At 51.5% G+C, this 20,754-nt stretch carries 18 protein-coding genes; 10 read left to right on the top strand and 8 right to left on the bottom strand.

The features are described from left to right. Nucleotides 1–76: 76 nt before the first annotated feature. Nucleotides 77–1,846 carry a DUF885 domain-containing protein gene (locus tag ACJJIW_RS15660; RefSeq protein ID WP_444935659.1) on the top strand — a complete coding sequence of 590 codons (1,770 nt, stop codon included), beginning with the start codon at nucleotides 77–79 and terminating at the stop codon, nucleotides 1,844–1,846. A gap of 96 nt (nucleotides 1,847–1,942) precedes the next feature. Here ACJJIW_RS15660 and ACJJIW_RS15665 read toward each other — a convergent pair whose 3' ends face one another. From ACJJIW_RS15665 to ACJJIW_RS15690, 6 genes are all read right to left on the bottom strand, one after another. Continuing rightward, a complete protein-coding gene (locus tag ACJJIW_RS15665; RefSeq protein WP_444935660.1) occupies nucleotides 1,943–3,106 on the bottom strand; it encodes an acyl-CoA dehydrogenase family protein in 1,164 nt (387 codons plus the stop codon). An 11-nt stretch (nucleotides 3,107–3,117) separates the two neighbouring features. Then, nucleotides 3,118–5,142, bottom strand: coding sequence for an acetyl/propionyl/methylcrotonyl-CoA carboxylase subunit alpha (locus ACJJIW_RS15670; protein ID WP_444935661.1), 2,025 nt, complete (start codon nucleotides 5,140–5,142; stop codon nucleotides 3,118–3,120). Next, a complete protein-coding gene (locus ACJJIW_RS15675; protein ID WP_282933179.1) occupies nucleotides 5,142–5,945 on the bottom strand; it encodes an enoyl-CoA hydratase/isomerase family protein in 804 nt (267 codons plus the stop codon). The genes ACJJIW_RS15670 and ACJJIW_RS15675 overlap by 1 nt, the downstream gene beginning before the upstream one ends. 9 nt (nucleotides 5,946–5,954) lie before the next feature. Next, complete coding sequence (locus tag ACJJIW_RS15680; protein ID WP_282933178.1) at nucleotides 5,955–7,121, bottom strand: acyl-CoA dehydrogenase family protein; 1,167 nt, start codon at nucleotides 7,119–7,121, stop codon at nucleotides 5,955–5,957. Between the two features lie 81 nt (nucleotides 7,122–7,202). After that, complete coding sequence (locus tag ACJJIW_RS15685; protein WP_444935662.1) at nucleotides 7,203–8,810, bottom strand: acyl-CoA carboxylase subunit beta; 1,608 nt, start codon at nucleotides 8,808–8,810, stop codon at nucleotides 7,203–7,205. Beyond that, a complete protein-coding gene (locus ACJJIW_RS15690) occupies nucleotides 8,810–9,703 on the bottom strand; it encodes an SDR family oxidoreductase (RefSeq protein ID WP_444894137.1) in 894 nt (297 codons plus the stop codon). The genes ACJJIW_RS15685 and ACJJIW_RS15690 overlap by 1 nt, the downstream gene beginning before the upstream one ends. Nucleotides 9,704–9,905: 202 nt before the next feature. Between ACJJIW_RS15690 and ACJJIW_RS15695 the strand changes: the two genes are divergently transcribed. Next, complete coding sequence (locus ACJJIW_RS15695) at nucleotides 9,906–10,550, top strand: TetR/AcrR family transcriptional regulator (RefSeq protein ID WP_444897600.1); 645 nt, start codon at nucleotides 9,906–9,908, stop codon at nucleotides 10,548–10,550. 183 nt (nucleotides 10,551–10,733) lie between these two features. Beyond that, the gene (locus tag ACJJIW_RS15700; protein ID WP_444935663.1) at nucleotides 10,734–13,277 is read left to right on the top strand and encodes a mevalonate kinase; all 2,544 of its coding nucleotides are present in this window, start codon (nucleotides 10,734–10,736) and stop codon (nucleotides 13,275–13,277) included. Here ACJJIW_RS15700 and yciH read toward each other — a convergent pair. Next, nucleotides 13,274–13,597 carry a stress response translation initiation inhibitor YciH gene (gene yciH, locus ACJJIW_RS15705; RefSeq protein ID WP_282933173.1) on the bottom strand — a complete coding sequence of 108 codons (324 nt, stop codon included), beginning with the start codon at nucleotides 13,595–13,597 and terminating at the stop codon, nucleotides 13,274–13,276. The genes ACJJIW_RS15700 and yciH overlap by 4 nt on opposite strands. Before the next feature lie 166 nt (nucleotides 13,598–13,763). Between yciH and ACJJIW_RS15710 the strand changes: the two genes are divergently transcribed. Beyond that, the gene (locus ACJJIW_RS15710) at nucleotides 13,764–14,597 is read left to right on the top strand and encodes an ion transporter (RefSeq protein WP_444935664.1); all 834 of its coding nucleotides are present in this window, start codon (nucleotides 13,764–13,766) and stop codon (nucleotides 14,595–14,597) included. Between the two features lie 63 nt (nucleotides 14,598–14,660). Here the strand turns inward: ACJJIW_RS15710 and ACJJIW_RS15715 are convergent, their stop codons facing one another. Further along, a complete protein-coding gene (locus tag ACJJIW_RS15715) occupies nucleotides 14,661–15,125 on the bottom strand; it encodes a PaaI family thioesterase (protein ID WP_282933171.1) in 465 nt (154 codons plus the stop codon). 110 nt (nucleotides 15,126–15,235) lie between these two features. Between ACJJIW_RS15715 and ACJJIW_RS15720 the strand changes: the two genes are divergently transcribed. The 6 genes from ACJJIW_RS15720 to ACJJIW_RS15745 all read left to right on the top strand — a co-directional run bounded on the left by ACJJIW_RS15720 (nucleotide 15,236) and on the right by ACJJIW_RS15745 (nucleotide 20,708). Beyond that, nucleotides 15,236–16,378, top strand: coding sequence for a serine hydrolase domain-containing protein (locus tag ACJJIW_RS15720; protein ID WP_444935665.1), 1,143 nt, complete (start codon nucleotides 15,236–15,238; stop codon nucleotides 16,376–16,378). Further along, nucleotides 16,378–16,605, top strand: a complete 228-nt coding sequence (locus ACJJIW_RS15725; protein WP_282933169.1) for a SlyX family protein — start codon at nucleotides 16,378–16,380, stop codon at nucleotides 16,603–16,605. The genes ACJJIW_RS15720 and ACJJIW_RS15725 overlap by 1 nt, the downstream gene beginning before the upstream one ends. A 615-nt stretch (nucleotides 16,606–17,220) precedes the next feature. Beyond that, nucleotides 17,221–17,868: a YiaD family glycine zipper/OmpA-like lipoprotein gene (locus ACJJIW_RS15730; RefSeq protein WP_282933168.1), complete on the top strand. Its 648-nt coding sequence runs from the start codon at nucleotides 17,221–17,223 to the stop codon at nucleotides 17,866–17,868. A 224-nt stretch (nucleotides 17,869–18,092) separates the two neighbouring features. Then, nucleotides 18,093–19,178, top strand: coding sequence for a PQQ-dependent sugar dehydrogenase (locus ACJJIW_RS15735; protein ID WP_444935666.1), 1,086 nt, complete (start codon nucleotides 18,093–18,095; stop codon nucleotides 19,176–19,178). Nucleotides 19,179–19,379: 201 nt separating this feature from the next. Beyond that, the gene (locus ACJJIW_RS15740) at nucleotides 19,380–19,832 is read left to right on the top strand and encodes a netrin-like domain-containing protein (RefSeq protein ID WP_282933166.1); all 453 of its coding nucleotides are present in this window, start codon (nucleotides 19,380–19,382) and stop codon (nucleotides 19,830–19,832) included. A 309-nt stretch (nucleotides 19,833–20,141) separates the two neighbouring features. After that, complete coding sequence (locus ACJJIW_RS15745; protein WP_282933165.1) at nucleotides 20,142–20,708, top strand: hypothetical protein; 567 nt, start codon at nucleotides 20,142–20,144, stop codon at nucleotides 20,706–20,708. Nucleotides 20,709–20,754: the final 46 nt, after the last annotated feature.

Below are 20,754 nucleotides of genomic sequence, written 5' to 3' on the forward strand. Positions count from 1 at the left end.
CCTACTATAAAACAGGAAGTTGAAGTTTTCTTTGTAGAAACCTTTTTAATGAGTTTTATGTTGCGGTCTTATAAGAATGATTAATGTAAAAAGAGCGGGTTTAGGTGTATTGGTAGTTTCATCGGTCCTAATGGGATGCTCAGTTACTGATAACCAAACTGATGTGGCCGGTAGGGAAGCTATTGACAACTCGGCACTACTCCATGATCTAGCGGATCAATATGCCGAAGCTTATTTAGAAAACTTCCAGCCGTACGCTTACTTCTCAGATATGGAGCTGGACAGGCACAACCTTTTTTTAAGTAATTCCCCCAGTAACGCTGCCTCTCTAGCGGCATCTGAGGACAGAATACTCAATAAATTGGCAGAGATAGATCTTGATGGTCTAAAAAGTGATCAAGAGAAGGTATTCTACTTCAAACTGAAAGAGCGATTAGAGTCCAATGTTGGCCTAAGGGTGTGTAAGACTGAACTCTGGTCTGTTGATCATATGTTTGGGCCTCATATCATTCTTGGCTTTTTGACCGAGGTTCAGCCGGTTGAAACAGCCCAAGAAAAGGCAGATGCGATTGAACGTTGGCTTGACGCGGCTCGTTACTATGAGCAAGAAATAGCCAATCTCCGCCGGGGGTTAGAGCAAGGTTACTCCGCACCTCAGAGTGTGGTTAAGCGAGTCATTCAGCAAGTTGATGGCTTGACCCAAGTACCTATCGATGAGCACCCGTTCTTGGGGTTAGTGAAGAAAGCTGGGGACCCTGAGTTTGCAGCTGCATTTAAACAGGTGCTTTCAGATCACGTTATCCCCTCAATGGAGAATTACAAGAATTTTCTAGAGTCTGCCTATTTACCTGAAGCCAGAGCCGAGCTTGGTATCCATGCGATTCCTAATGGCCGTGAATGTTATATGGCTCAGTATCGTTCTTATACGACTTTGCAGAGAACACCAGAAGAAGTTTTTGAGTTGGGTTTAAGGGCTGTCAACTCAAACAAGAGCGAAGTGGTTCGCTTAGGCAAGGAGTTCTATCAAGTAGATTCCTATTCTCAGGCAGTGGCAAGGGCCAGTGAGGATAAAACTCAGAAATTTAATAGCGCTGATGAGATGCATCAGTTTTATGAGCGCCTGGTAGATAAGTCTAGAGATTTAACCGTTGATTTCTTCCATGAAATGCCTTTGATCGAAATGGAAGTAAAAGCTATCCCTGAGCATGAACAGGGCTCAGGTCGCAGCGCACACTATATTCCGGGCACCAAGGAGCGCAAGGCGAGATTTGGATATGATCCGACAACTTACAAGGATGAGTCTTACGCTTCTGCAGAGAAGGTTACTATCCACGAAGGGTACCCGGGCCATCATATGCAAATTGCTCTCGTACAAGAGCAAGAAAAGTTTCACAAAATAGAAGATGCTTTGTCTAACTCTGCTTTTGCTGAAGGTTGGGGTAGGTACTCTGAACATCTAGCGGAGGAAGCGGGAATGTATCAGTATGGGTCAACCAAGATCCTAAGGAGAGCATGGCCTGCGCGAGGTATGGTAGCGGACACCGCAATGCATGTACTCGGTTGGAGTGATGAAAAGGTTGCGGAGTTTTTGCAGGATTCTGGAGCTTCATTTGCTAAAGGCCCGAGAACTCTGATGGACCGAATGGCGGTTATGCCGGCCCAGCTTACCTCTTATGATTCTGGTGCACTTGAGATTTTCGCCTTGCGAGAACTGATGCAAAATGAACTTGGTGAAGACTTCGATATTAAGGACTTCCATGAAATCATTCTGAGAAATGGCAATGTCCCTATGGCCGTACTAAGTGAGCAGGTAAGGGACTTTATCGAAGAAAAGAAGCAGGGTTAATTTAAGCGGGATTTTCGCTAACTCAGTCCCACACCCATGCGGGACTGAGTTAAAAATAGGCTTAGCAAGGCTTTTATCCTTGCCTTAAAGGCTACCTTAAATCCCCATTTGCCTGGACGCCAGATCCCGCATAATTTCTTCAGATCCGCCACCAATCGCATTCACCCGCACTTCACGATAGATACGCTCAACACGGCTGCCGCGCATATAGCCTGCGCCGCCCAACACCTGCATAGCCTCCCGAGCGCAGAACTCAAGGGTTTCTGTGGCTTGGACTTTGAGTAGTGCGATATCCGCTACTTTGAGCTGGTGTTGTTGCTCTGCCCAGGCACAGAGATCCAGATAGGCTTGGGTGGCATTGATGCGTTGAAGCATCTGGGCAAATTTGTGTCGAATCACCTGGTGATTGGCGAGACGCTTTCCGAAAGTTTGGCGCTCCTGGGCCCACTCAATGGCATCCTGCAAACAGACCCGGCTGAATTCTACACAGGAAGCGGCAATGCCCAGGCGCTCGCGATTGAAGTTGTGCACTATGGGCAAGAAACCTTGGTTCTCACCGCCAATTAGATTACTCGCGGGCACGCGCACCTGATCAAAAAAGATACTGGCCGTATCAGAACACCACCAGCCCTGCTTTTTATCGAGAAGCTGCCGGCTAACGCCTTCGGCATCCGCAGGGATTAAGAGCAGGGAGATACCGCCGAAGCCTTCCTCGCCAGTGCGCACCGCAGTAGTAAACCAGTTAGCGCGCATACCGCCGGTGATATAGGTCTTTTCGCCGGTAACGATATAGTCATCCCCATCACGCTCTGCGCGGCACTGGAGATTGGCTACATCGGAGCCTGCGCCTGGTTCGGTAACAGCCAGGGAAATATGCTTTTCGCCACGTAATACCGAGGGAATAACCTGATCTTTTAGGGCCTCACTGCCATAGTGCAGTAATGGGGGCAGGGCAATGCCGTGGACCATTAGGCTGGCGTAGAGGCCACCAGCGCCGGGGCGGGCTAACTCCTCTGCGGCAACAATCATATGGAAGACATCGGTTTCGATGCCGCCGTAGTTTTCCGGATAACTCATCTGCAGAAGGCCAACTTCTGCGGCTTTTTTCCAAAGCTCGGCGGGTAGCTGGCCGTCTTCGTCCCATTCAGTAATGTAGGGAGTAATCTCACGGTCGACAAAGCGGCGCAACTGGGTGCGCCATTCCTGATGGCCTTCGTCATAGAAGGGGCTTGCCATACGGGAGGCATCAATATCGTACATGCTGATCTCCTTTAGGAAGTAGCGTCGCTGGGGATTTTGGCGGTTTCCGTGGGAGCGGCTTCGATCTGAACTAACAGCTGGCCACCGCGTACCTGGTCTCCTTCACAGGCGCCCAGTTTAATTACGGTACCGTCGCGGTCTGCGCGCAGGGCGTGCTCCATTTTCATGGCTTCCATTAAGGCGATAGTGTCTCCCCGCTGAACTCTTTGATTGGGCTCAACCAATACCTGCACCAGGCAACCGTCCATAGGAGCCGTGATGCGGCCACTGCCTTCGTTAAGGCTCGATTTGGCGGGGGCGTGGGTGATATCGACAAAATGAAATTGCCTGCTGTCTAAAAGGAGGTGCAGATTGCTTTGGTTGGCTAGAAACAGTCTCTTTTGGCTAACGCCATCCAGCAGAAGTTCAGCGCTATAAACTCCAGTTTCTTTTTGTGATTTCTCAAAATGGACCCACAGAATCAGGAACTGCTGGTCGCCTACTGAGATTTGATAAGAATTATCTACTAACGCCAGCAGCTCACAGTTTAGGGTTTGTCCTGCAATTTCCAGTCGGTAGTTGATCGGCACGCTGTTGTCACCACTGCGCCAGTCACTGCGGCCGCTACGCCGATCCTGAGGGTTGGCTTGGTGCAAGTGATTAAGTAATGTGGCTTGGGCTGCAATTACTGCTGGAACTGGTTCTGCGGATGTCAGCGTGCTGTTTTGGTCGAGAAAGCTGGTATCGGCATCGCCAGCGATAAACTGTGATTCGGCCAGGATCTTCTGCAGGAAATGGATATTGTTTTTGGGGCCGATAAATTCCAGCCGGGTTAGGGCTTGGGTTAGCTTGCGCCGAGCTTCTTCTCGATCCTGCCCCCAAGCAATTAATTTGCCGAGCATGGGGTCGTAAAATGGCGTAATTTCGCAACCATTTTTCAAAGCGTGGTCGATACGGATTCCTTGCCCCTTTGGCGCTACCCAGTGGAGTACTTTTCCGGCCTGGGGCAGGAATTGTTGTTCCGGGTCTTCGGCATACAGGCGGACTTCAATGGCGTGCCCCTGCTGGGAGACTTGCTGCTGGGAAACGCATAGGGCTTCGCCGCGTGCTACTGCCAGTTGCCAAGCTACCAGGTCAAAACCGGTTACCATTTCTGTTACCGGGTGCTCTACTTGCAACCGGGTGTTCATTTCCAGGAAATAGAATTCGCCGTTGGGGCAGAGTAGAAACTCTACGGTGCCCGCGCCTAGATAACCGCAGGCTCGCGCGGCGTCGACTGCGGCTTGCCCCATTCTTTCCCGCAGCTGGGTGTCGACCGCTGGGGAAGGGCACTCTTCGACCACTTTTTGATGGCGTCGCTGTACGGAGCAATCCCGCTCCCCCAGGTGAATACAGTTGCCATGACGATCCGCAAATACCTGGATTTCGATATGGCGAGCGTTGACCAGTGCCTTTTCCAGAATTAACTCGTCGCTGCCGAATGCACTCATGGATTCACTGCGGGCGGCGCGCAACTGGGAGGCCAGCTCGTTGTCTCCGTGAGCCAGGCGCATGCCGCGCCCACCACCGCCTGCGGCAGCTTTGATCATTAACGGGAAGCCAATGCGCCGCGCCTCGGCGACCAGGGTGTCGTCGTCCTGGGCACCCTGGAAGCCGGGAATACAGGGTACGCCGGCAGCGGCAACAAACTCCTTGGCTTTGCGTTTGTTGCCCATCAATTCTATGACTTCGGCACTCGGGCCAACAAAACTCAGTCCATTCTCTTCGCAAGCGCTGGCAAATTCCGCATTCTCAGCGAGAAAGCCGTAGCCAGGGTGGACGGCAGTGGCTCCGGATTTTTTAGCTGCGGCGAGAATTTTTTGGATATCCAGATAGGACTCTGCCGAAGTCTGCCCGCCAATGGCTACGGCGATATCGGCAGTCTGTGCGTGCAGTGCATCGCAGTCCGCATCGCTGTAGACGGCGACTGTGCGATAGCCTTCCGCCCGAGCAGTTCGCATAATTCGCAGTGCGATCTCGCCTCGATTGGCGATTAACAGGGTCTCTGTTGTCGACATCAGTGCTGCCACTCCGGTGATCGTTTTTCCAGAAATGCACGGGCGCCTTCGCGCCCTTCATGGCCTTGAATTGCACGGGAAAACTGCTGCGCAGCGCCGTCGAGCAGTTGGCCGAGGGCAGTCTCATCGCTCACCCGTGCAGCATCCAGCAAGATCTGCTTGGTCGTTGCCAGGGCGCCGGGAGCGCAGGCATTGATCGCACCCAAGTGTTCCTGCAGCGCGCCTTCGAGGGCTTCGGAATTATCGAGCAACTGGTGGATTAACCCAATTTCCAAGGCCTGCTGTGCATTGACTTTTGCTCCGCTGAGGGCCAGGCGCCGGGCCTGGGAGAGGCCGACTCGTGCCACGACAAAGGGAGCAATTTGTGCAGGCGGTAAACCCAAGCGAGTTTCCGGAAGGGCAAAGCGGCAACTACGATCGGCGATGGCAATATCGGCACTGCAAGCGAGCCCGAAACCACCGCCCATTACGGCACCTTCCAGTACGGCAATGACTATTAAAGGGGTGCGATTAAATCGTTCCATCAGTTCACCGAAACGACGGTTTAAGTGAAAAAATACATCACTATTTCCATCGCTCGCGCCCTGCTGAGCATTGAGCATATCGGCAATATCGCCACCGGCGCAGAAGTTGTGTTCTGCACCCCGCAGCACCAGTGCTCGCACCTGCGGATCTTCTTCCGCTTCTGCGAGTTTTTGTAGAAGCTCATCTACCATTTGCAAACTGATGGCGTTGCGCTGTTGCGGGCGATTTAGCGTGAGATGACGGGCGATGCCGATGGTTTCATCAATAATTGTCTCCATGGCCTGACCTCACGCGGTGGGTTTGCGTTTGCTGGGCAGTATGCCCATCAGCTTACAGATAATGCCGAGCATTACTTCATCTGCACCGCCGCCGATAGCGGTGAGACGGCTATCCCGGTAAGCACGGTTGATTACAGTCTCCTCGATATAGCCCATGCCACCCCAGAACTGCAGGCACTGATCGGGAATAGAGCGGGACAGGCGACCAGCCTTGAGCTTGGCCATTGAAGCAAGGGTAGTGACATCTTCACCTGCCACATAAGCTTCCACCGCGCGCCAGGTTAGAGAGCGCAGGCATTCCACTTCGGTCTGCATTTCTGCGAGGGCAAAGTGGATAGTTTGATTGTCGATCAATGGCGATTTAAAGGCATGGCGTTCGCGCACATAGTCGATGGTGCTGGTTACACAGTGCTCCAGGCCTTTTAAGTTCAGCGCGGCGCCGGCGAGACGTTCTTCCTGGAACTGAAGCATCTGCAATAGGAATCCGGCACCTTCATCGCCGATACGGAAATGTTTGGGCACCCGTACATTGTCAAAAAAGATGGGAGCGGTTTCCGATGAGCGCATGCCTAATTTGTCGAGTTTTTCGCCGATGCGTACACCAGGCGTTTTCGCCGGAATAATGACCAGGGATTTGTTGCTATGGGCTTTGCCCTCACTGGTATTGACCAGGGTGCAGAAAAAATCGGCGCAGGGGGCGTTGGTGATCCACATCTTGCTGCCGTTAATCACATAGTCGTCGCCATCGCTCTTGGCGGTGGTCTTAATCGAAGCAACATCGGAACCGGCGCCGGGTTCGGAAACGGCAATTGCACCGATCATCTCGCCACTCACAGCGGGAATCAGGAACTGTTCTTTCAAATCCTGGCTGCCAAAATTAGCCAGGGCCGGGGTGCACATGGAGGTTTGCACTGAAATTGACAGGGGTACACCGCCACAGTGGGCGCTGCCCAGCTCTTCCAGGAAAACGGTTTCGTAACTGAAGTCGAGGCCCAGACCACCGAAGTCCGTGGACTTGCTGATGCCCAGCAGGCCCAGGTTGGCCAGTTGTTGGAAAATTTCGTGGATAGGAAAGCGGCCGGCCTTTTCCCATTCCGCCACATTGGGATTGATTTCCTGCTGTACAAAGTTTTGTACAGTGCGCTGTAGTTCCCGGTGTTGATCGCTAAATATCATTATTGTTTTCCCTGCCTTGAAGTGTGAACCCGGTGATTGTGTTAATGGGCAACCGCACTTCCTTGTTGCCCCGGTTTTTCGTTAGAACCTAGCTACGCCAAAGGTATTTTTATTGAGTTTTCTCTGCTCGGCCTCATTGCAAATTTCTAGCAACATACCTAAAAGTTTGCGTGTATCGCGGGGATCGATAATGCCGTCATCCCAGAGGCGTGCACTGCAGGCGAGAGCATCGGAATTGCCATGCATAAATGCGCTGGTGTCATTTTCCAATTTGTCCAATACAGTCTCATCCACATTGCCACTGCGTTGCATTTTTTGCTCGGTGACGATGCGCATTACCTTGCCGGCCTGGGCTGCGCCCATAACTGCGGTGCGGGAGTTGGGCCAGGCAAAAATAAAGCGGGGATCGAATCCGCGACCGCACATGGCGTAGTTGCCGGCCCCATAGGAACCGCCCACGACAATACTGAGTTTTGGTACGCTGGCATTGGCCACGGCCTGAATCATTTTGGCCCCGTGCTTGATGATGCCGTTGCGCTCCACCTCGGTACCCACCATAAAGCCGGTGGTGTTATGTAAAAACAGCAGTGGCGTGCCACTCTGCTCGCACAACTGAATAAACTGCGCGGCCTTGTTGGCCCCCTTGGGGGTGATCGGGCCATTATTCCCAATAATTCCCACAGGGAAGCCTTCGATACGAATATGACCACATACGGTTTGTCGATCGAATTCCGGCTTGAAATCCAACATGGCAGAGCCGTCGGCTACACGAGCGAGAATTTCGCGCACGTCGTAGGGCTTTTTACTATCTGCTGGAATCAGGCCGAGCAGGTCGTCGATAGGGTGCAATGGGTCTCGGTAGTCTTTTTGTACTGAGCTTTTAATGGGGGAGGGTAGGGCGGCAATAATTTCCCTCGCTATGCGGATACCATCGGCGTCGTTCTCAGCTAAGTAATCGCCACTGCCGGATTCGGTACAGTGCATTTCCGCTCCGCCGAGGCTTTCCGCATCGGCAATTTCACCGGTGGCTGCTTTCAGTAGCGGCGGCCCAGCCAGATACATACCGGTTTGCCCGCGTACCATGACCACATAATCTGACAGGCCTGGCTGGTAAGCACCGCCGGCAGTAGCGCCGCCATGTACCACGGTTACTTGCGGAATACCGGCAGCGGACATTCGAGCCTGGTTAGCAAATCCGCGTCCACCGGGAGCGAAAGTGTCGCTGGCATACATCAGGTTGGCACCACCACTTTGTGCCAGGGCGACAATCGGCAAATGATTCTCCAGAGCGATCCTCTGCATTCGCAGGGCTTTATCCATCCCGGCTGGTGAGATGGTGCCACCTTTTACGGCATAGTTATCCACCCGAACCATACAACGTTGTCCGCTGACCTGGCCAATGCCACAAATGGCTCCACCACCCGCACCGGTACCATCCTGGTCGTCAAAAAGTTTATAGCCGGCAAGGGAGCACAACTCTACAAAAGGCGCGCCGGGGTCGAGCAATAAATTAAGGCGCTCCCTTGGCAGCAGCCAGCCCCGGTCACGATAGCGTGCAGCCTTACTTTTCTCTGCCTGTACCGGACGTCGCTCAGCTTCACGAAAATGGTTGATCTGTTCCAGCATGGCAGCTTGGTTGTCATTGAACTCTGCCGAGCGGTTGTCGAGCTGGGAATCAATCGGCTGCATTAGAGCTTGCCCTCCGCTTCCAATTCTTCCACTACCTGCGGCCGGCGTTTGCGATGGAATCCGTTGAAGCGCTTAGAGTTACGGGCCGCCTGTGGCTGCCAAAGGGGAGAGTGATGTTTGAGACTCGAGCCACCATCGATACGCAGCGTTTGTCCGGTGATATAGCTGGCGGCATCGGAAAGCAGGAAGCACACGGCCCCACTAATTTCCGCTTCCTCTCCCAATCGATAGAGGGGAATACTGTCTCGGAAGCCCGGTAATAGCTCGCGCAGGAATTTGGGGTCGTAGGTATCAAAACCGCTGGAGAGAATATAACCTGGCGCCACGGCGTTGACTCGAACCCCAAATGGCGCCCACTCTAATGCGGAAGTTTCGGTAATATTTTCCATGCCTGCTCGAGCGGCACCGGAATGCCCCATCATTGGCATACCGCCTGCGTTATCTGCGGTGATATTTACGATACTGCCGCCGTGCTGTTTCATAGATTGAACAAAAACTTCTCGGGACATTAAAAAGCCACCGAGCAGGTTGCTGCGTACAACAGCATCAAAACCTTTTGTGTTGATCTGCTCAAGGGGGGAGGGGAACTGGCCACCGGCATTGTTCACTAATCCGTGAATTTGGCCCCGGGCCTGGACTATTTGCCCCACTGTCTCCTGCACCCCTTCTTCATCGCGAATGTCCAGGCTGAATAAGCTGCACTCGCCAGCATCGTTGTTGATCTCGCCGGCAACCCTTTCCAGCTTGTCCAGTTTGCGCCCGATCAATACTACATGGGCGCCGAGGCTGGCCAGTTCGTGGGCGATGCAGCGTCCAATACCGCTGCCGCCGCCGGTGACGATATAGGTTTGCTCGCTAAAGCTGCCGGAGCGCAGCTGGCTTTGATAGCGCATGAAAGTTTCCTTTTTTACGGCCTTACGGCTTATTCAGTTTTTATTGTTCTTGTCGGCGCTTGCGCCTGCGTGTGGGAAAACGCAGAATAGCTTAACGCTACCAAGCAAGCGCTTGGTATTCAATACTTGGCGCCTATTTGATTAAAAATTCTCAGGGCCGTTAAGATGTTTGACTCAAATTGATCAATACGGGGAGTGGTTCGTGATTGAAAGTGGGCAGGATTTAGTGAGAGTTCCCGAAGAGTTATCGCCGCAGCAGCTGGTAGGTGCTTTGGTGGCAGAGGGAGTGCTAACAGATCCTGAATCTGCCCGTGGACGCTTGCTGAATGCTGCAGCGCGATTGTTTGAGCAAAAAGGGTTCGCCCGCACAACAGTGCGGGATCTCGCTGCGGAAGTGGGTATTTTGTCTGGCAGTATTTTTCATCATTTCTCTAGTAAGGAGCAGATTCTCTGCGAAGTAATGCGGGAGGTGACGATATTTGCCGGTGCGCGAATGCGAACCGCAGCGGAACAGAGTCGAACACCGCAAGAGAGGCTTCAGGCCTGTATTCAGTGTGAATTAGAGGCTATTCATGGGTTGGCAGTACCGGGTTTTTCTATCCTGGTGGTGGAATGGAGAAGCCTATCCGAAGAGAGTCAGCAGGAGGTTTTGCGCCTAAGGGAGGAGTATGAGCAGATATGGCTGGACGCTATTGAGGCCGCCGAATGTCCTGGTGGTGATCCCGCACTGGTAAGGCGTTTGCTGGTCGGTGCCTTGAGTCACACATACAGTTGGTATAAGCCGAGAGATAAGGGGTTGTCTATTCCAGATCTGGCGGCGCGTGTTCTAGCGATATTCACTCCCTGATTTCTTCCTAAATTGGCAAAGCGTGCCAGAAAAACTGTGAACTTTGCCTTCTTTCCTGCCATTTTTGTTTTTGAACTGGCTTGGTGAGAACTGGTGCGCAACTGATTTTCTCTGAATCTTTTACTCTCCGCGCAAGATGTAATAAATGTGACAATTTGCGTCACTTGGTGACAGGAGAGGGAGATGGCGGGCCAGGATTTGTACCAGGTGGTTTCCACGGGAAGGACACTTCACGCCAAAGAACCGGGTCCGGTTATCCGGGATGTGGCGAAGTTGTTCTCTATCTCGGAGCCCCAGGCGCGCAGGCTGCTACTAAAAGGCTGGGTAATTAAAGATCGGTTGGTTTCTGACCAGGCGCTGGAGTTTCGCACCAGTCTGCAGAAAATTGGCCTGCGAGTGGAGGTTTGTCCGGCGGGACGGTTTGATAACCGCGAGCTGATTGCAAAGATAAAAGTCGCCCAGCGGCGCAAGGCCCAGGTCAATGCTGCATCGGTGGATGCGCCGGATAAGGCGCGCGCTGGTACTGACCCTTTTGTTCCTGTTAGCCAGAAAACTCTCGAAGCAGACGAGCCCCAGAAAGTCGTTTCATCCACTCCTGCCGCAGGCAATCCAGCAATAAAGCCGGAAGGCTCCCAGGATTCGGTTGAGTGGTATTTATCTGATGCAGGCCGATTACAGGCTGACAGTGTCACGAGTCAGGGCAAGGCAGTTTGGGGAGTGGTCAAAGCAGTAATCGTGCCCTCAATATTCTGGTTGGTACTGTTCGCTTGTGTTTTCTCCAGTGGATATGCCCTATGGCAAATCCCTATGGCCGTTTGGCAGGGAGAACTTACTTGGGTGGGGGTGTCGCTGAGTATTTTAACCGTACTTCTCGCCCTGCTTGTTGGTCTGCTGTTTGTCTGGCCATTTTTCTGCTTATCCTCCCGTTTGCGAGATTCATCGGAGCCCCGTCAGCTGTTGCCCTCTGAAAGTAAGGAGGCCTTGAAGTTAATTAATTCATTGGTCGATAAGCTAGGGCTGCCAAAGATCAGCCAGGTCTTTGTAAGTGCAGACTCCCATATTCTGTCCCAGCCGGGATTTCTTCAGGTTTTTAGGCAGAATTTACCACTTACGGTAGGGCTTGCCAGCGTCGCCTCATTGAACGGAAAGGAGGTCCTGGCACTCGTGGGCCGGGGGCTCGCCTTTTATCGCGGCCGTTTGCTCGGCGCACTTGGTTGGTTGACTTACGGCACCGTGCAGCGATTGGAACTGATGCAGTGGGCTTTTGAAAATGAGCGCAGTGTTGTTAGCCCGGATAATACTCCGGGAGCATTGGCCGCGCCATTTCACCGTATGCTAGTGACAGGTGGATATATTTTGCTCCCTATCTTGCAGCGCCTGGAGGCACTGCATTGCCGCTTAACCGCAGGCAGTGCCGTAATGCTACAGGAGAGGGCTGACGGTGTTGCGGCGCAGATAATAGGTAGTGATGCGTTGGCAGACTTCGCTAGGAAGTGGCATCGGTTAGTGCACGCAGATCTCTTAGTGACAGAAATTAATCGCGAAGCCCAGGCGCTGGGGCGCAGTTGTGCAAATATTCCCGATGCCGTCCGTTGGATGCAGGAGAATCTGGATGTTGATACCTGCGATGTAGTTGAGGCTGCTATGACGCAGGCCAGGGACCCCTGGGATATTCAGCAGGCGATCGACAGTGAATGTGTAACGGTGTTGATTGAGCGGGAATTTGTGGGGCAGGTTAGATCTGCGATACCCCTGCAATCCATGTTTGTGGACTTTGCCGGGCTGGCAACCGCTGTGACGTCTGAAGTTGCTGGCAAAGACTGTGAGATGGTCGAAAACCGACTTTTACTGAGTTCAAGTAAGGAGTCAGAGGAGTCTGCTGAGGTACTGGACGAGTATTTCAATCGCCTGGCGCCCTTGACCCTGATGCCTCTGCGCAGGCCATCCTCTGCGGAAATACAGGCGCTGGATCTGCAGGGCACTATCGATTGGCTGCGCAGTAAACTGGTGGAGTTGCGTGATTTGCGTGGACGCCGTGAGGACTTGCAGATCAGGGTTTTTACAATGCAGCTGGGAGCGGCGCTGATACGCGGCAAAATCCCTTTTACCGCTGAAGACTTTTGCTTGAAGGGGGCCAGCCTTGCAGGAGCTCAAGAGCAGATCGCTGTTAAGCGCGCTGAACTGGAGGAGTCACACAAGCAATTACAGCAGATCTATGGTGTTTTCTATCAGCGCCTGTGTCTATCCCTGGTAACTATGCCCACGGATCAGCGCCAAACAGCCAGGAATCAGCTGCGCCATTTGGCCGCCTACGATAGCTTGGCACCACATCTGGATCGGCTCGCCGGTTATAGCCACTCGCTGGCAATATTTGCCCAGCACCTATCACCAGAGTTGAATGAAAGGGAACTGCTGCAAAAATATACGGCGCTGTCTTTGCGAGAGATAGATGCCATAGTAGCGGCAGTGGAGAGTTCGGCTCTATTAAGAGAGCAAGGGGTGGCGGCGGCAATAAATTTGAAAGCTCAGGGGGAGCCTTTCAGGCAGCTGCCACAAGGGAGACAGGAAGTGCTGGATTCTCTGCAGGTTTTGGAATCGCGTTGCAAACACATTCGCGCTGCGATTCTGGAGCAATATCATATCCAGCTAGCCGCCTTGCTGAGTCAGTGTTTGGAGCGGGAAAAGCAGTTGCAGTTAAAGCCACTGCGACTGCTTAAGGCCGGCTAACCGCCGGCCAGTTTTACCGTGTGGTTGCGAGATTCCAGGAATGTTTTGATCTCAGTACGCTTGTCACCCTGAATCTCAATCACTCCATCTTTGAGGGCGCCACCGCAGCCACAGCGCTTCTTGAGTTCTGCCAGGAGCAGCTTGAGTTCGCTGTCAGTGCCTGGCAGCCCGCGTACGCAAGTCACCCCTTTGCCTTTGCGGCCCTTGGTTTCCCTTTGGATTCGAACTATGCCATCTCCATCACGGCGCTTCTCTGTCTTGGATTCCTCTTTAATTCGACCGAGGTCAGTTGAATAGACGAGACGATTCTCCTTAGCCATGGCTGGGAATACTCCGTTGGTATTTGCTGAAAATGCCGGGAATTGTGCCCGAGGTGCGCAGGATGTCAAAGCCGCTGTAAACGATGTTGAAAATGGGGCGACCCCTGAAGCCTGAGAGGTTAGAATTTTGCCGCAATATGAAACAGCAGCGTAGTTGAGGTGATAGATGGCGTTGACGGGACGTCGCAAACTGTTCAATGAGGTAATTTTTGGAACCGAGACCCGGGCAGGGCGGAATTTTGATGTTTTTTTGATCTGGGCGATCCTGATCAGCGTGGGTTTGGTGCTCCTGACCTCCATAGGTACGGTGCGCGATCGCTATGAGCACTTACTCATCGGCCTGGAATGGGTATTTACTGGCCTCTTCACCATTGAATATATCGCCCGGATATATTGCACGGTGAATCGCCGCAAATATATTTTCAGTTTCTATGGGATTGTGGACCTGCTCGCAATTCTCCCCAGTTACTTGGCGCTTCTCTATACTGGCGCCACCTATCTTTTGGTGATTCGCCTGTTGCGGGTGCTGCGGATCTTCCGAATCCTGAAGCTGGTTCGCTACTTACGTGATGCCAACGTCTTGTTGCGAGCCCTCGGGCTGGCCCGGCGCAAAATCCTGGTGTTTTACTCCAGTGTTTTGGTTATGTGCATTATTTTTGGTTCCCTGATGTTTGTGGTGGAGGGGCCAGGCCACGGATTTACCAGTATTCCCACGAGTGTTTATTGGGCTATTGTGACCATCACAACCGTTGGTTATGGCGATATCTCTCCGCAAACGCCTTTGGGGCAGGGCATTGCTGCAATGACCATGCTGATTGGTTACTCAATTATTGCAGTGCCTACCGGCATTCTAACGGCGGAATTGGCTGGAGAAATGCATCGGGAGCGAGTGCAACAGCGCTGTGATAACTGCAGCCGTAGTGCCCATGACCCAGATGCGGAATACTGCAAATTCTGTGGCCATCGCCTGGAGGATATGGAAGAGAGCGAAGCGCTGTAAGTTATTCGCACTTTGTCACTGCCGGCCAAAACAGGGCCGGCAGCCATTTATCAGCTTATGGTTTTACCATTCATCAGGGACGCGGACTGCTATGACTTCTGCCTTGGCGCAGAGGCGTCCATTGCTGGTGAGATTGCAGTGCAGAACAGTTTTCTTGGAGGAGCGCTGAACAATAGTGGCTTCGAGAATGACCGGTTTATCGATGGCAGCCGGTGCCAGATAGCTAATATCCAGTTTGCCGGTGGCATACCAGATCTTGTCACCAGTGCCGACAGCTCGTCCGGCTTGCAGGTAGCCATCGGCGATGGCTGTGCATACGGTATGGCAGTCGATAACCGTAGCGATAATTCCACCGTTTAAATATTGAGCAGGTCCGGCATTGTGATGGGAGCTGGGAAGGAACTCGCAGCGGGTTTGATCCTTCTCGGTCCAGTAGCTTTTAATACGCAGGCCCTGGTCATTATCTGGGCCACAGCCGAAGCAATGATTGCCCTGGATCTGATCTTGAATTGCGCTTTCCTGAGTCATATTTATCCCTCGCTATGAGCGCGCAATACTACCGATTTGCGCCGCAGAGTGGAAGAAACTACCCTTGCGGGCTTGCAACAGAGTTATCCGAATTATCTGGACGTAAATACATGGACATATACGGCTTTTGTGCCCCTGGTTTAGAGGCTCTTTACGATGCTTTTGCCAGAAATTTTCGCGAGTGTGGTGATACAGGAGCGGCCTTTGCCGTGCGCCAGCACGGAGAATTAATCTGTTCCCTGTGGGCGGGAAGTGCAGATCGAGGTGCAGAGAGGCCATTTACCGAAGATACGTTGGCCAATGTATTCTCTTCTTCCAAAGGTATTCTCGCAGTATTGGCGATGCAGCAAGTTGCCGCAGGCAAGCTGGATTTGGATCGCCCGGTAGCGGATTACTGGTCTGAATTTGCCCCAGGCAAAGAAACTGTCACCGCACGCCAATTGCTGTGCCACCGCAGCGGACTTGTCGCTTTCCGTGAGCGGGTAAAAGACAGTTTGATTTACGATTGGCAGGCCGCTTGCGACCAGGTGGCTGGCAGCGAGCCTTGGTGGAAGCCCGGAAGTGCACAGGGTTACGCCCCATTCTTATACGGCTGGAGCTTGGGTGGATTAATTGAAAGGGTTGCTGAAAAACCCTTGTTGGAACTTTATCGGGAATTGCTAGCCAAACCCCTCAATCTTGATGGGGGCTTTGGGGCAAATGGACACCTCTCGCAGAGAATTGCCGATGTCAGCCCGCTGAAACAACCCTTACCAGAGCTTCGGGAAAATGCCATTGGCCGCGCCATAAAAGAAGACCGCAAAGGGCCTGTTGCGATGGCATTTAGCAACCCGGTGAGCTTGATGATGGGTACCAATAGCTCCGAGTGGCGCGGTGCTTTAATTCCTGCAGCCAATGGCCACTTCAGTGCGAGAGACCTGGCAGCGGTTTACGGTGAACTCACCTGTGACGAGCCGACTATTTTGCCCAAGCGGTTGATAGATGAAGCGGCAAAGGAGCAGAGTCATGGCCACGATAAAGTATTGCAGGCTGAGGTGAGTTTTGGTTGTGGCTTTATTCGCAGCAGTTCCGCGGCGGACTTGCGCTTTGGGGGTAGCCAGGGCTTTGGCCATCCGGGAGCGGGTGGTAGTGTCGGCTTTGCTGATCCGGAAAAAGGGCTGGGCTTCGGATACGTGACAACTCGTTTGGGGCAGAGCTTATTTATGGATCGTCGAGCGGTCGGTCTGGTAGATGTTCTTTACGGGTTGTTGTGATGACTGAAGAAATAAAGGCTCTGGTAGAGCGGGTCGATGAACTGGAGAGCCGTTTGGCTTTCCAGGAAGACACTATAAGCCAATTAAATGATGTGATTACTCGTCAGGATACGGATATTCGCACTCTACTCGCACATATGCGCGAGTTGGGCGAAAAGTATCGGACGATTGCTTTTGAGATGCAGGGGGCCGGCAAGCCGCTGGATGAAAAACCTCCGCATTACTAATTCAGTGGTTACAAAAGGGTTTTTATAGAAGTCCACAGGGGCTGGCACGAAATTTTTTTTGTTACTAAATGACAGACATAGTGGTATTCGCTGCCTCTTGGGGGCGACTTTAAAAACAAAAGCGTCTAAAAAAATTGCCTCAGTGGAGCGCGAGGCTATTGACAAACTTTTCCACATGCGCAGTTGGCAAAATTTGCCTTCAAGCAAGAAGATATCCACTGCTATTTAATGCCAAGGCAGATTTCTAACTTATTGTTTTTTAAAGAAAAACTGAAGAGTTTAAAAAATGTGCAAAACGCTGTAGGCGAGAGTTTACGCCGGCTGGCGCCACGGATAGCTTATTAGTGCACAGTTTTATCCACAGATTTTGTGGAAGACCGGGAGGCTGATCACTTCTTGCTCGTTATTTTGTCCGTCATTGGTACGTAGTTATGAATAGTTAGTACGTAATGGGGACTAGTCAGTAGAACTGACAATAAATTCGCTTTAGTCTATGGAAAATTTCATTGGGTTGGTTCAGCCGCCAGTCAGATAGTGTGTTGAACAATACAGAGATTGCACAAGACATGTGTAGCTCAATACCCGTTACTTAAAAATGCGTTAGGAGAGCCAATAATGAAATATTGGGTAGCAGCCCTGGCACTGGGTTCGATGGTTGGTTGTTCCACATTGGACCCTTACACAGGTGAAAGTAAGACCAGTAATGCCGCCAAGGGGGCTGGAATTGGAGCTGTAACTGGAGCGATCGTTGGTGTCGCTACTGCCAGTAAGAAAGACCGTGGTAAGGGAGCCTTGACAGGTGCCCTGGGTGGCGCGGCGATCGGTGGTGGCATTGGTTACTATATGGATCGTCAGGAAATGTTGCTGCGTCAGCGCCTGGAAGGTACCGGCGTACGCGTTGAGCGTGAAGGTGATAATATTCGCCTGATCATGCCGGGTAACATTACCTTCGGTACTAACCGCGCGGATATTCGTACAGACTTCTATGACACCTTGGAATCGGTCACTGTTGTATTGCAGGAGTTCGATAAAACTGCAATTCGAGTCAGCGGCCATACCGATAGCACTGGTTCAGATGTTTACAATCAGAGCTTGAGTGAGCAGCGTGCTAACTCTGTAGCCAGCTTCTTCAGCGGTCAGGGCGTGTCTTCAGGTCGTGTTCAAGCTGTAGGCTACGGTGAGCGCTATCCTATTGCCAGCAATGACTCTGAAGCTGGGCGCCAGGCCAATCGCAGAGTTGAGCTGGAATTGTTGCCACTGTAAGTACTAGTGATACAGCCAGAGGGCTGTGTACAGCGAGGCCCTGGACAATAATGTCCTGGGTCTCGAGTCTACTCTAACCTCTAGAATCCCTTCTGTTTTGCCTCCTCGGAAAACTTTTTACCGCTCATCGTATCCAGCCTGTATTTCAACTCCTTTTCTTGCGCTAAATTAGTCAAGTTCTATGTCGAGAGTTAAGATGTTCTTTTTTCTGTCGGCTAATAAGAATGAAAAAGATATTGTTCGCCACTTTGCTGTTTGCCTCTGCGGTACAAGCAGAAATAACCCTGGATCAATTGCAAGTACCTGAGGGGTTTGAACTCAGCTATTTTGCCGAAGATGTTGAAACGGCTCGACAACTGGCTCGCTCTGAGTCGGGGACAGTTTTTTCCGGCTCTTTTCGAGCAAAGAAAGTCTACGCCTTAAGAGATACAGACAATGATGGCGCGGCAGATAAGCGCTGGGTCCTGATGGAAAACCTAAAGGCTCCTACAGGTATAGCCTTCAAGGATGGCGACTTATATGTGGCTGATGTCGATAAAATTATTCGCTTTCCCCAGATAGAGCGTAATCTGGATCAACCAAAGTCAGAAGTTGTTTACGATCAATTTCCGACGGATAGGCATCATGGTTGGAAGTTCTTACGCTTTGATCGTGAAGGGCAATTAATTGTGCCTGTGGGCGCACCCTGCAATATCTGTGATGCCAATGAAAACTATTCAAAGATATTTTCCCTGGATTTGTCCTCTAAAAAAACAAAAATTATTGCCAACGGGGTAAGGAATTCAGTTGGTTTTGACTTTCATCCACAAACCAATGAATTGTGGTTTACCGATAATGGCCGGGACATGATGGGGGACGATATCCCGCCCTGCGAAATCAATAAGGTGAGTTTTTGGGGAGAGCATTTTGGCTATCCCTATTTTCATGGAGATGATATTGCAGACCCGGAATTTGGGCTGGGTAAGAACGCTGCTGACTACTCTAAACCCGTGTTAAACCTTGGTGCCCATGTAGCGCCATTGGGAATCCACTTTTATCGCGGCGAACAATATCCCAAGGATTATCGGCACAATCTGTTGGTTGCTGAGCATGGGTCCTGGAATCGGAGCGAAAAATCTGGCTACCGAGTGATGTTGGCGACTGTCGAGAATAGTGAGATAACGAAGTATGAGCCGCTGATTACCGGCTTTATGCAGGAGGAAACCACATATGGTCGTCCGGTTGCATTTTTGGAAATGCCAGATGGAAGCGTCCTGATTTCCGATGATTTTGCGCATAAAATCTATCGTTTATCCTATACGGGTATATGAGCAGTAGATGTAAAGGTTGCCTGGGCTGCCAGCTTGGTGGCCCGCTCAGTTGTCCACTTCCTCTCAGATCAATCCATGCCAATTTTTCTGTCGAATAGTTTTCTCTTCGAAGTTATGACAAAACAGTAAGCCGATCTTGATGGCTTGTGCTATTTCTACTGCGATAAGAATACAAGTAAGGAGAGGGTGGTGGCGGAAAAAATGTCTTTCGAATTATTCCCCCGAATTGTGGGCGGTATATTCTTTTTTCTAATGAGTGGCCTGGTGCATACGACTGAAGATATCGCTGCGGCATCTACTACTCACTTGGAGTTGCGATTTGCCCAGGCTGAGATTGTTGCACAAGTAGAAGTGATTGATGTCCACCGGGATGTGGATAGCGCACTGTCTGAAGATGGAGTTACAGCTATATCCGGCTATATCTATTCAGCAGTGCCAAGCCAGGTATGGAAAGGGCCTATGGGTGGAGAGATAACCTTCCGCCTTGGGTTTGAATCCTGTGATATAAAGTTGGAGCAGGGTGAAAACTATCTGATCTTCGCTAATTTGGATAGCTATGGAAGGTTACACCTGAAGAGCTGTGAAGCGGTTATTGCTGAGTCAGATGCCACCGCGATACTTGCCCAACTTAATGAGTTTATAAAACAGGGCTAGTAAGTTGTTTTCTTGTCGACCTGTTAGAACTAATGGTTTTAACTGAATCTTTCTTTACAGCAATCCAAACTGCTACGAAGTAGATCTCTCCCTTGAAGAACCCCAAAGGCGGGTTATTCTTATCAGTATTGGCGCGACCTTCTTTTACAGGCGCTGCATCTCATTAAGTTGCGCACCGTTGTAAACAGGCTGGAGTGTCAGGGTTTGGGATTGTTATCGAGAGAGTACACCGACCAGCACTGTGTAACCGGCTCGATTTTAATGATTAATGTCTTCTTTTGAGTTTGCCTGGGGTCGAGAGGTCCAGATATGAAGAAGTTACTGATTCCCCTGATCATTTTATTACTGATCATCGGTTATTTTATGTCGCGCAGCGGCGAGCATAAGGCTAAAGAAGCCTATAACTCGATGGAGCAGGAGCAGAAGAGTGAACAGATGAGGGGATCCTCTACTCCCTCTAGTGGAGGAAGTAGCGGTGGCTCAATGGCCCCAGCAGATACCTCGGATTCCCCGGATGGTATGGGCAATCCCGATTCCCAAATGCCTCAGGACTCTGACTCAACCGATCCCGCTCCTCCGGGGTCTTCAGATAACGGGGGCTCACCTGACGCTACTATGTCTGGGTCAGACAATATGGGTGCAGATGGCAACATGAGCCCGGATGCTAATGATTCTAGCTCCATGCCAGAGGCGAGCAATAACTCTGGCGGCGACCTAAATCAGCAAGCGGATAAGGTCGTAGAAGATGCTACAAAGGAAGCCAATGATGCTGTAGAGGGCGCGACCAACGATATGGATGCCTCCGCCGACGGCACTGAAACAGATACAGAGGCAGAGACCGGTCAGGATGAGGGGATGGAAAGTAACGATAACTGACCAATAGTAATGACTCAGCTACATCGAGCTAAGCGAAAAGCAGGGC

The sequence above is a fragment of the Microbulbifer maximicatervae (SeqCode) genome (assembly GCF_052467815.1).

What these genes read in the sequence shown, in the direction of transcription:
- ACJJIW_RS15660 (WP_444935659.1), top strand. Translation starts at nt 77, where the DNA reads ATGATTAATGTAAAAAGAGCGGGTTTAGGTGTATTGGTAGTTTCATCG.
- ACJJIW_RS15665 (WP_444935660.1), bottom strand. Translation starts at nt 3,106, where the DNA reads ATGTACGATATTGATGCCTCCCGTATGGCAAGCCCCTTCTATGACGAA.
- ACJJIW_RS15670 (WP_444935661.1), bottom strand. Translation starts at nt 5,142, where the DNA reads ATGTCGACAACAGAGACCCTGTTAATCGCCAATCGAGGCGAGATCGCA.
- ACJJIW_RS15675 (WP_282933179.1), bottom strand. Translation starts at nt 5,945, where the DNA reads ATGGAGACAATTATTGATGAAACCATCGGCATCGCCCGTCATCTCACG.
- ACJJIW_RS15680 (WP_282933178.1), bottom strand. Translation starts at nt 7,121, where the DNA reads ATGATATTTAGCGATCAACACCGGGAACTACAGCGCACTGTACAAAAC.
- ACJJIW_RS15685 (WP_444935662.1), bottom strand. Translation starts at nt 8,810, where the DNA reads ATGCAGCCGATTGATTCCCAGCTCGACAACCGCTCGGCAGAGTTCAAT.
- ACJJIW_RS15690 (WP_444894137.1), bottom strand. Translation starts at nt 9,703, where the DNA reads ATGCGCTATCAAAGCCAGCTGCGCTCCGGCAGCTTTAGCGAGCAAACC.
- ACJJIW_RS15700 (WP_444935663.1), top strand. Translation starts at nt 10,734, where the DNA reads ATGGCGGGCCAGGATTTGTACCAGGTGGTTTCCACGGGAAGGACACTT.
- yciH (WP_282933173.1), bottom strand. Translation starts at nt 13,597, where the DNA reads ATGGCTAAGGAGAATCGTCTCGTCTATTCAACTGACCTCGGTCGAATT.
- ACJJIW_RS15710 (WP_444935664.1), top strand. Translation starts at nt 13,764, where the DNA reads ATGGCGTTGACGGGACGTCGCAAACTGTTCAATGAGGTAATTTTTGGA.
- ACJJIW_RS15715 (WP_282933171.1), bottom strand. Translation starts at nt 15,125, where the DNA reads ATGACTCAGGAAAGCGCAATTCAAGATCAGATCCAGGGCAATCATTGC.
- ACJJIW_RS15720 (WP_444935665.1), top strand. Translation starts at nt 15,236, where the DNA reads ATGGACATATACGGCTTTTGTGCCCCTGGTTTAGAGGCTCTTTACGAT.
- ACJJIW_RS15725 (WP_282933169.1), top strand. Translation starts at nt 16,378, where the DNA reads ATGACTGAAGAAATAAAGGCTCTGGTAGAGCGGGTCGATGAACTGGAG.
- ACJJIW_RS15730 (WP_282933168.1), top strand. Translation starts at nt 17,221, where the DNA reads ATGAAATATTGGGTAGCAGCCCTGGCACTGGGTTCGATGGTTGGTTGT.
- ACJJIW_RS15735 (WP_444935666.1), top strand. Translation starts at nt 18,093, where the DNA reads ATGAAAAAGATATTGTTCGCCACTTTGCTGTTTGCCTCTGCGGTACAA.
- ACJJIW_RS15740 (WP_282933166.1), top strand. Translation starts at nt 19,380, where the DNA reads ATGTCTTTCGAATTATTCCCCCGAATTGTGGGCGGTATATTCTTTTTT.
- ACJJIW_RS15745 (WP_282933165.1), top strand. Translation starts at nt 20,142, where the DNA reads ATGAAGAAGTTACTGATTCCCCTGATCATTTTATTACTGATCATCGGT.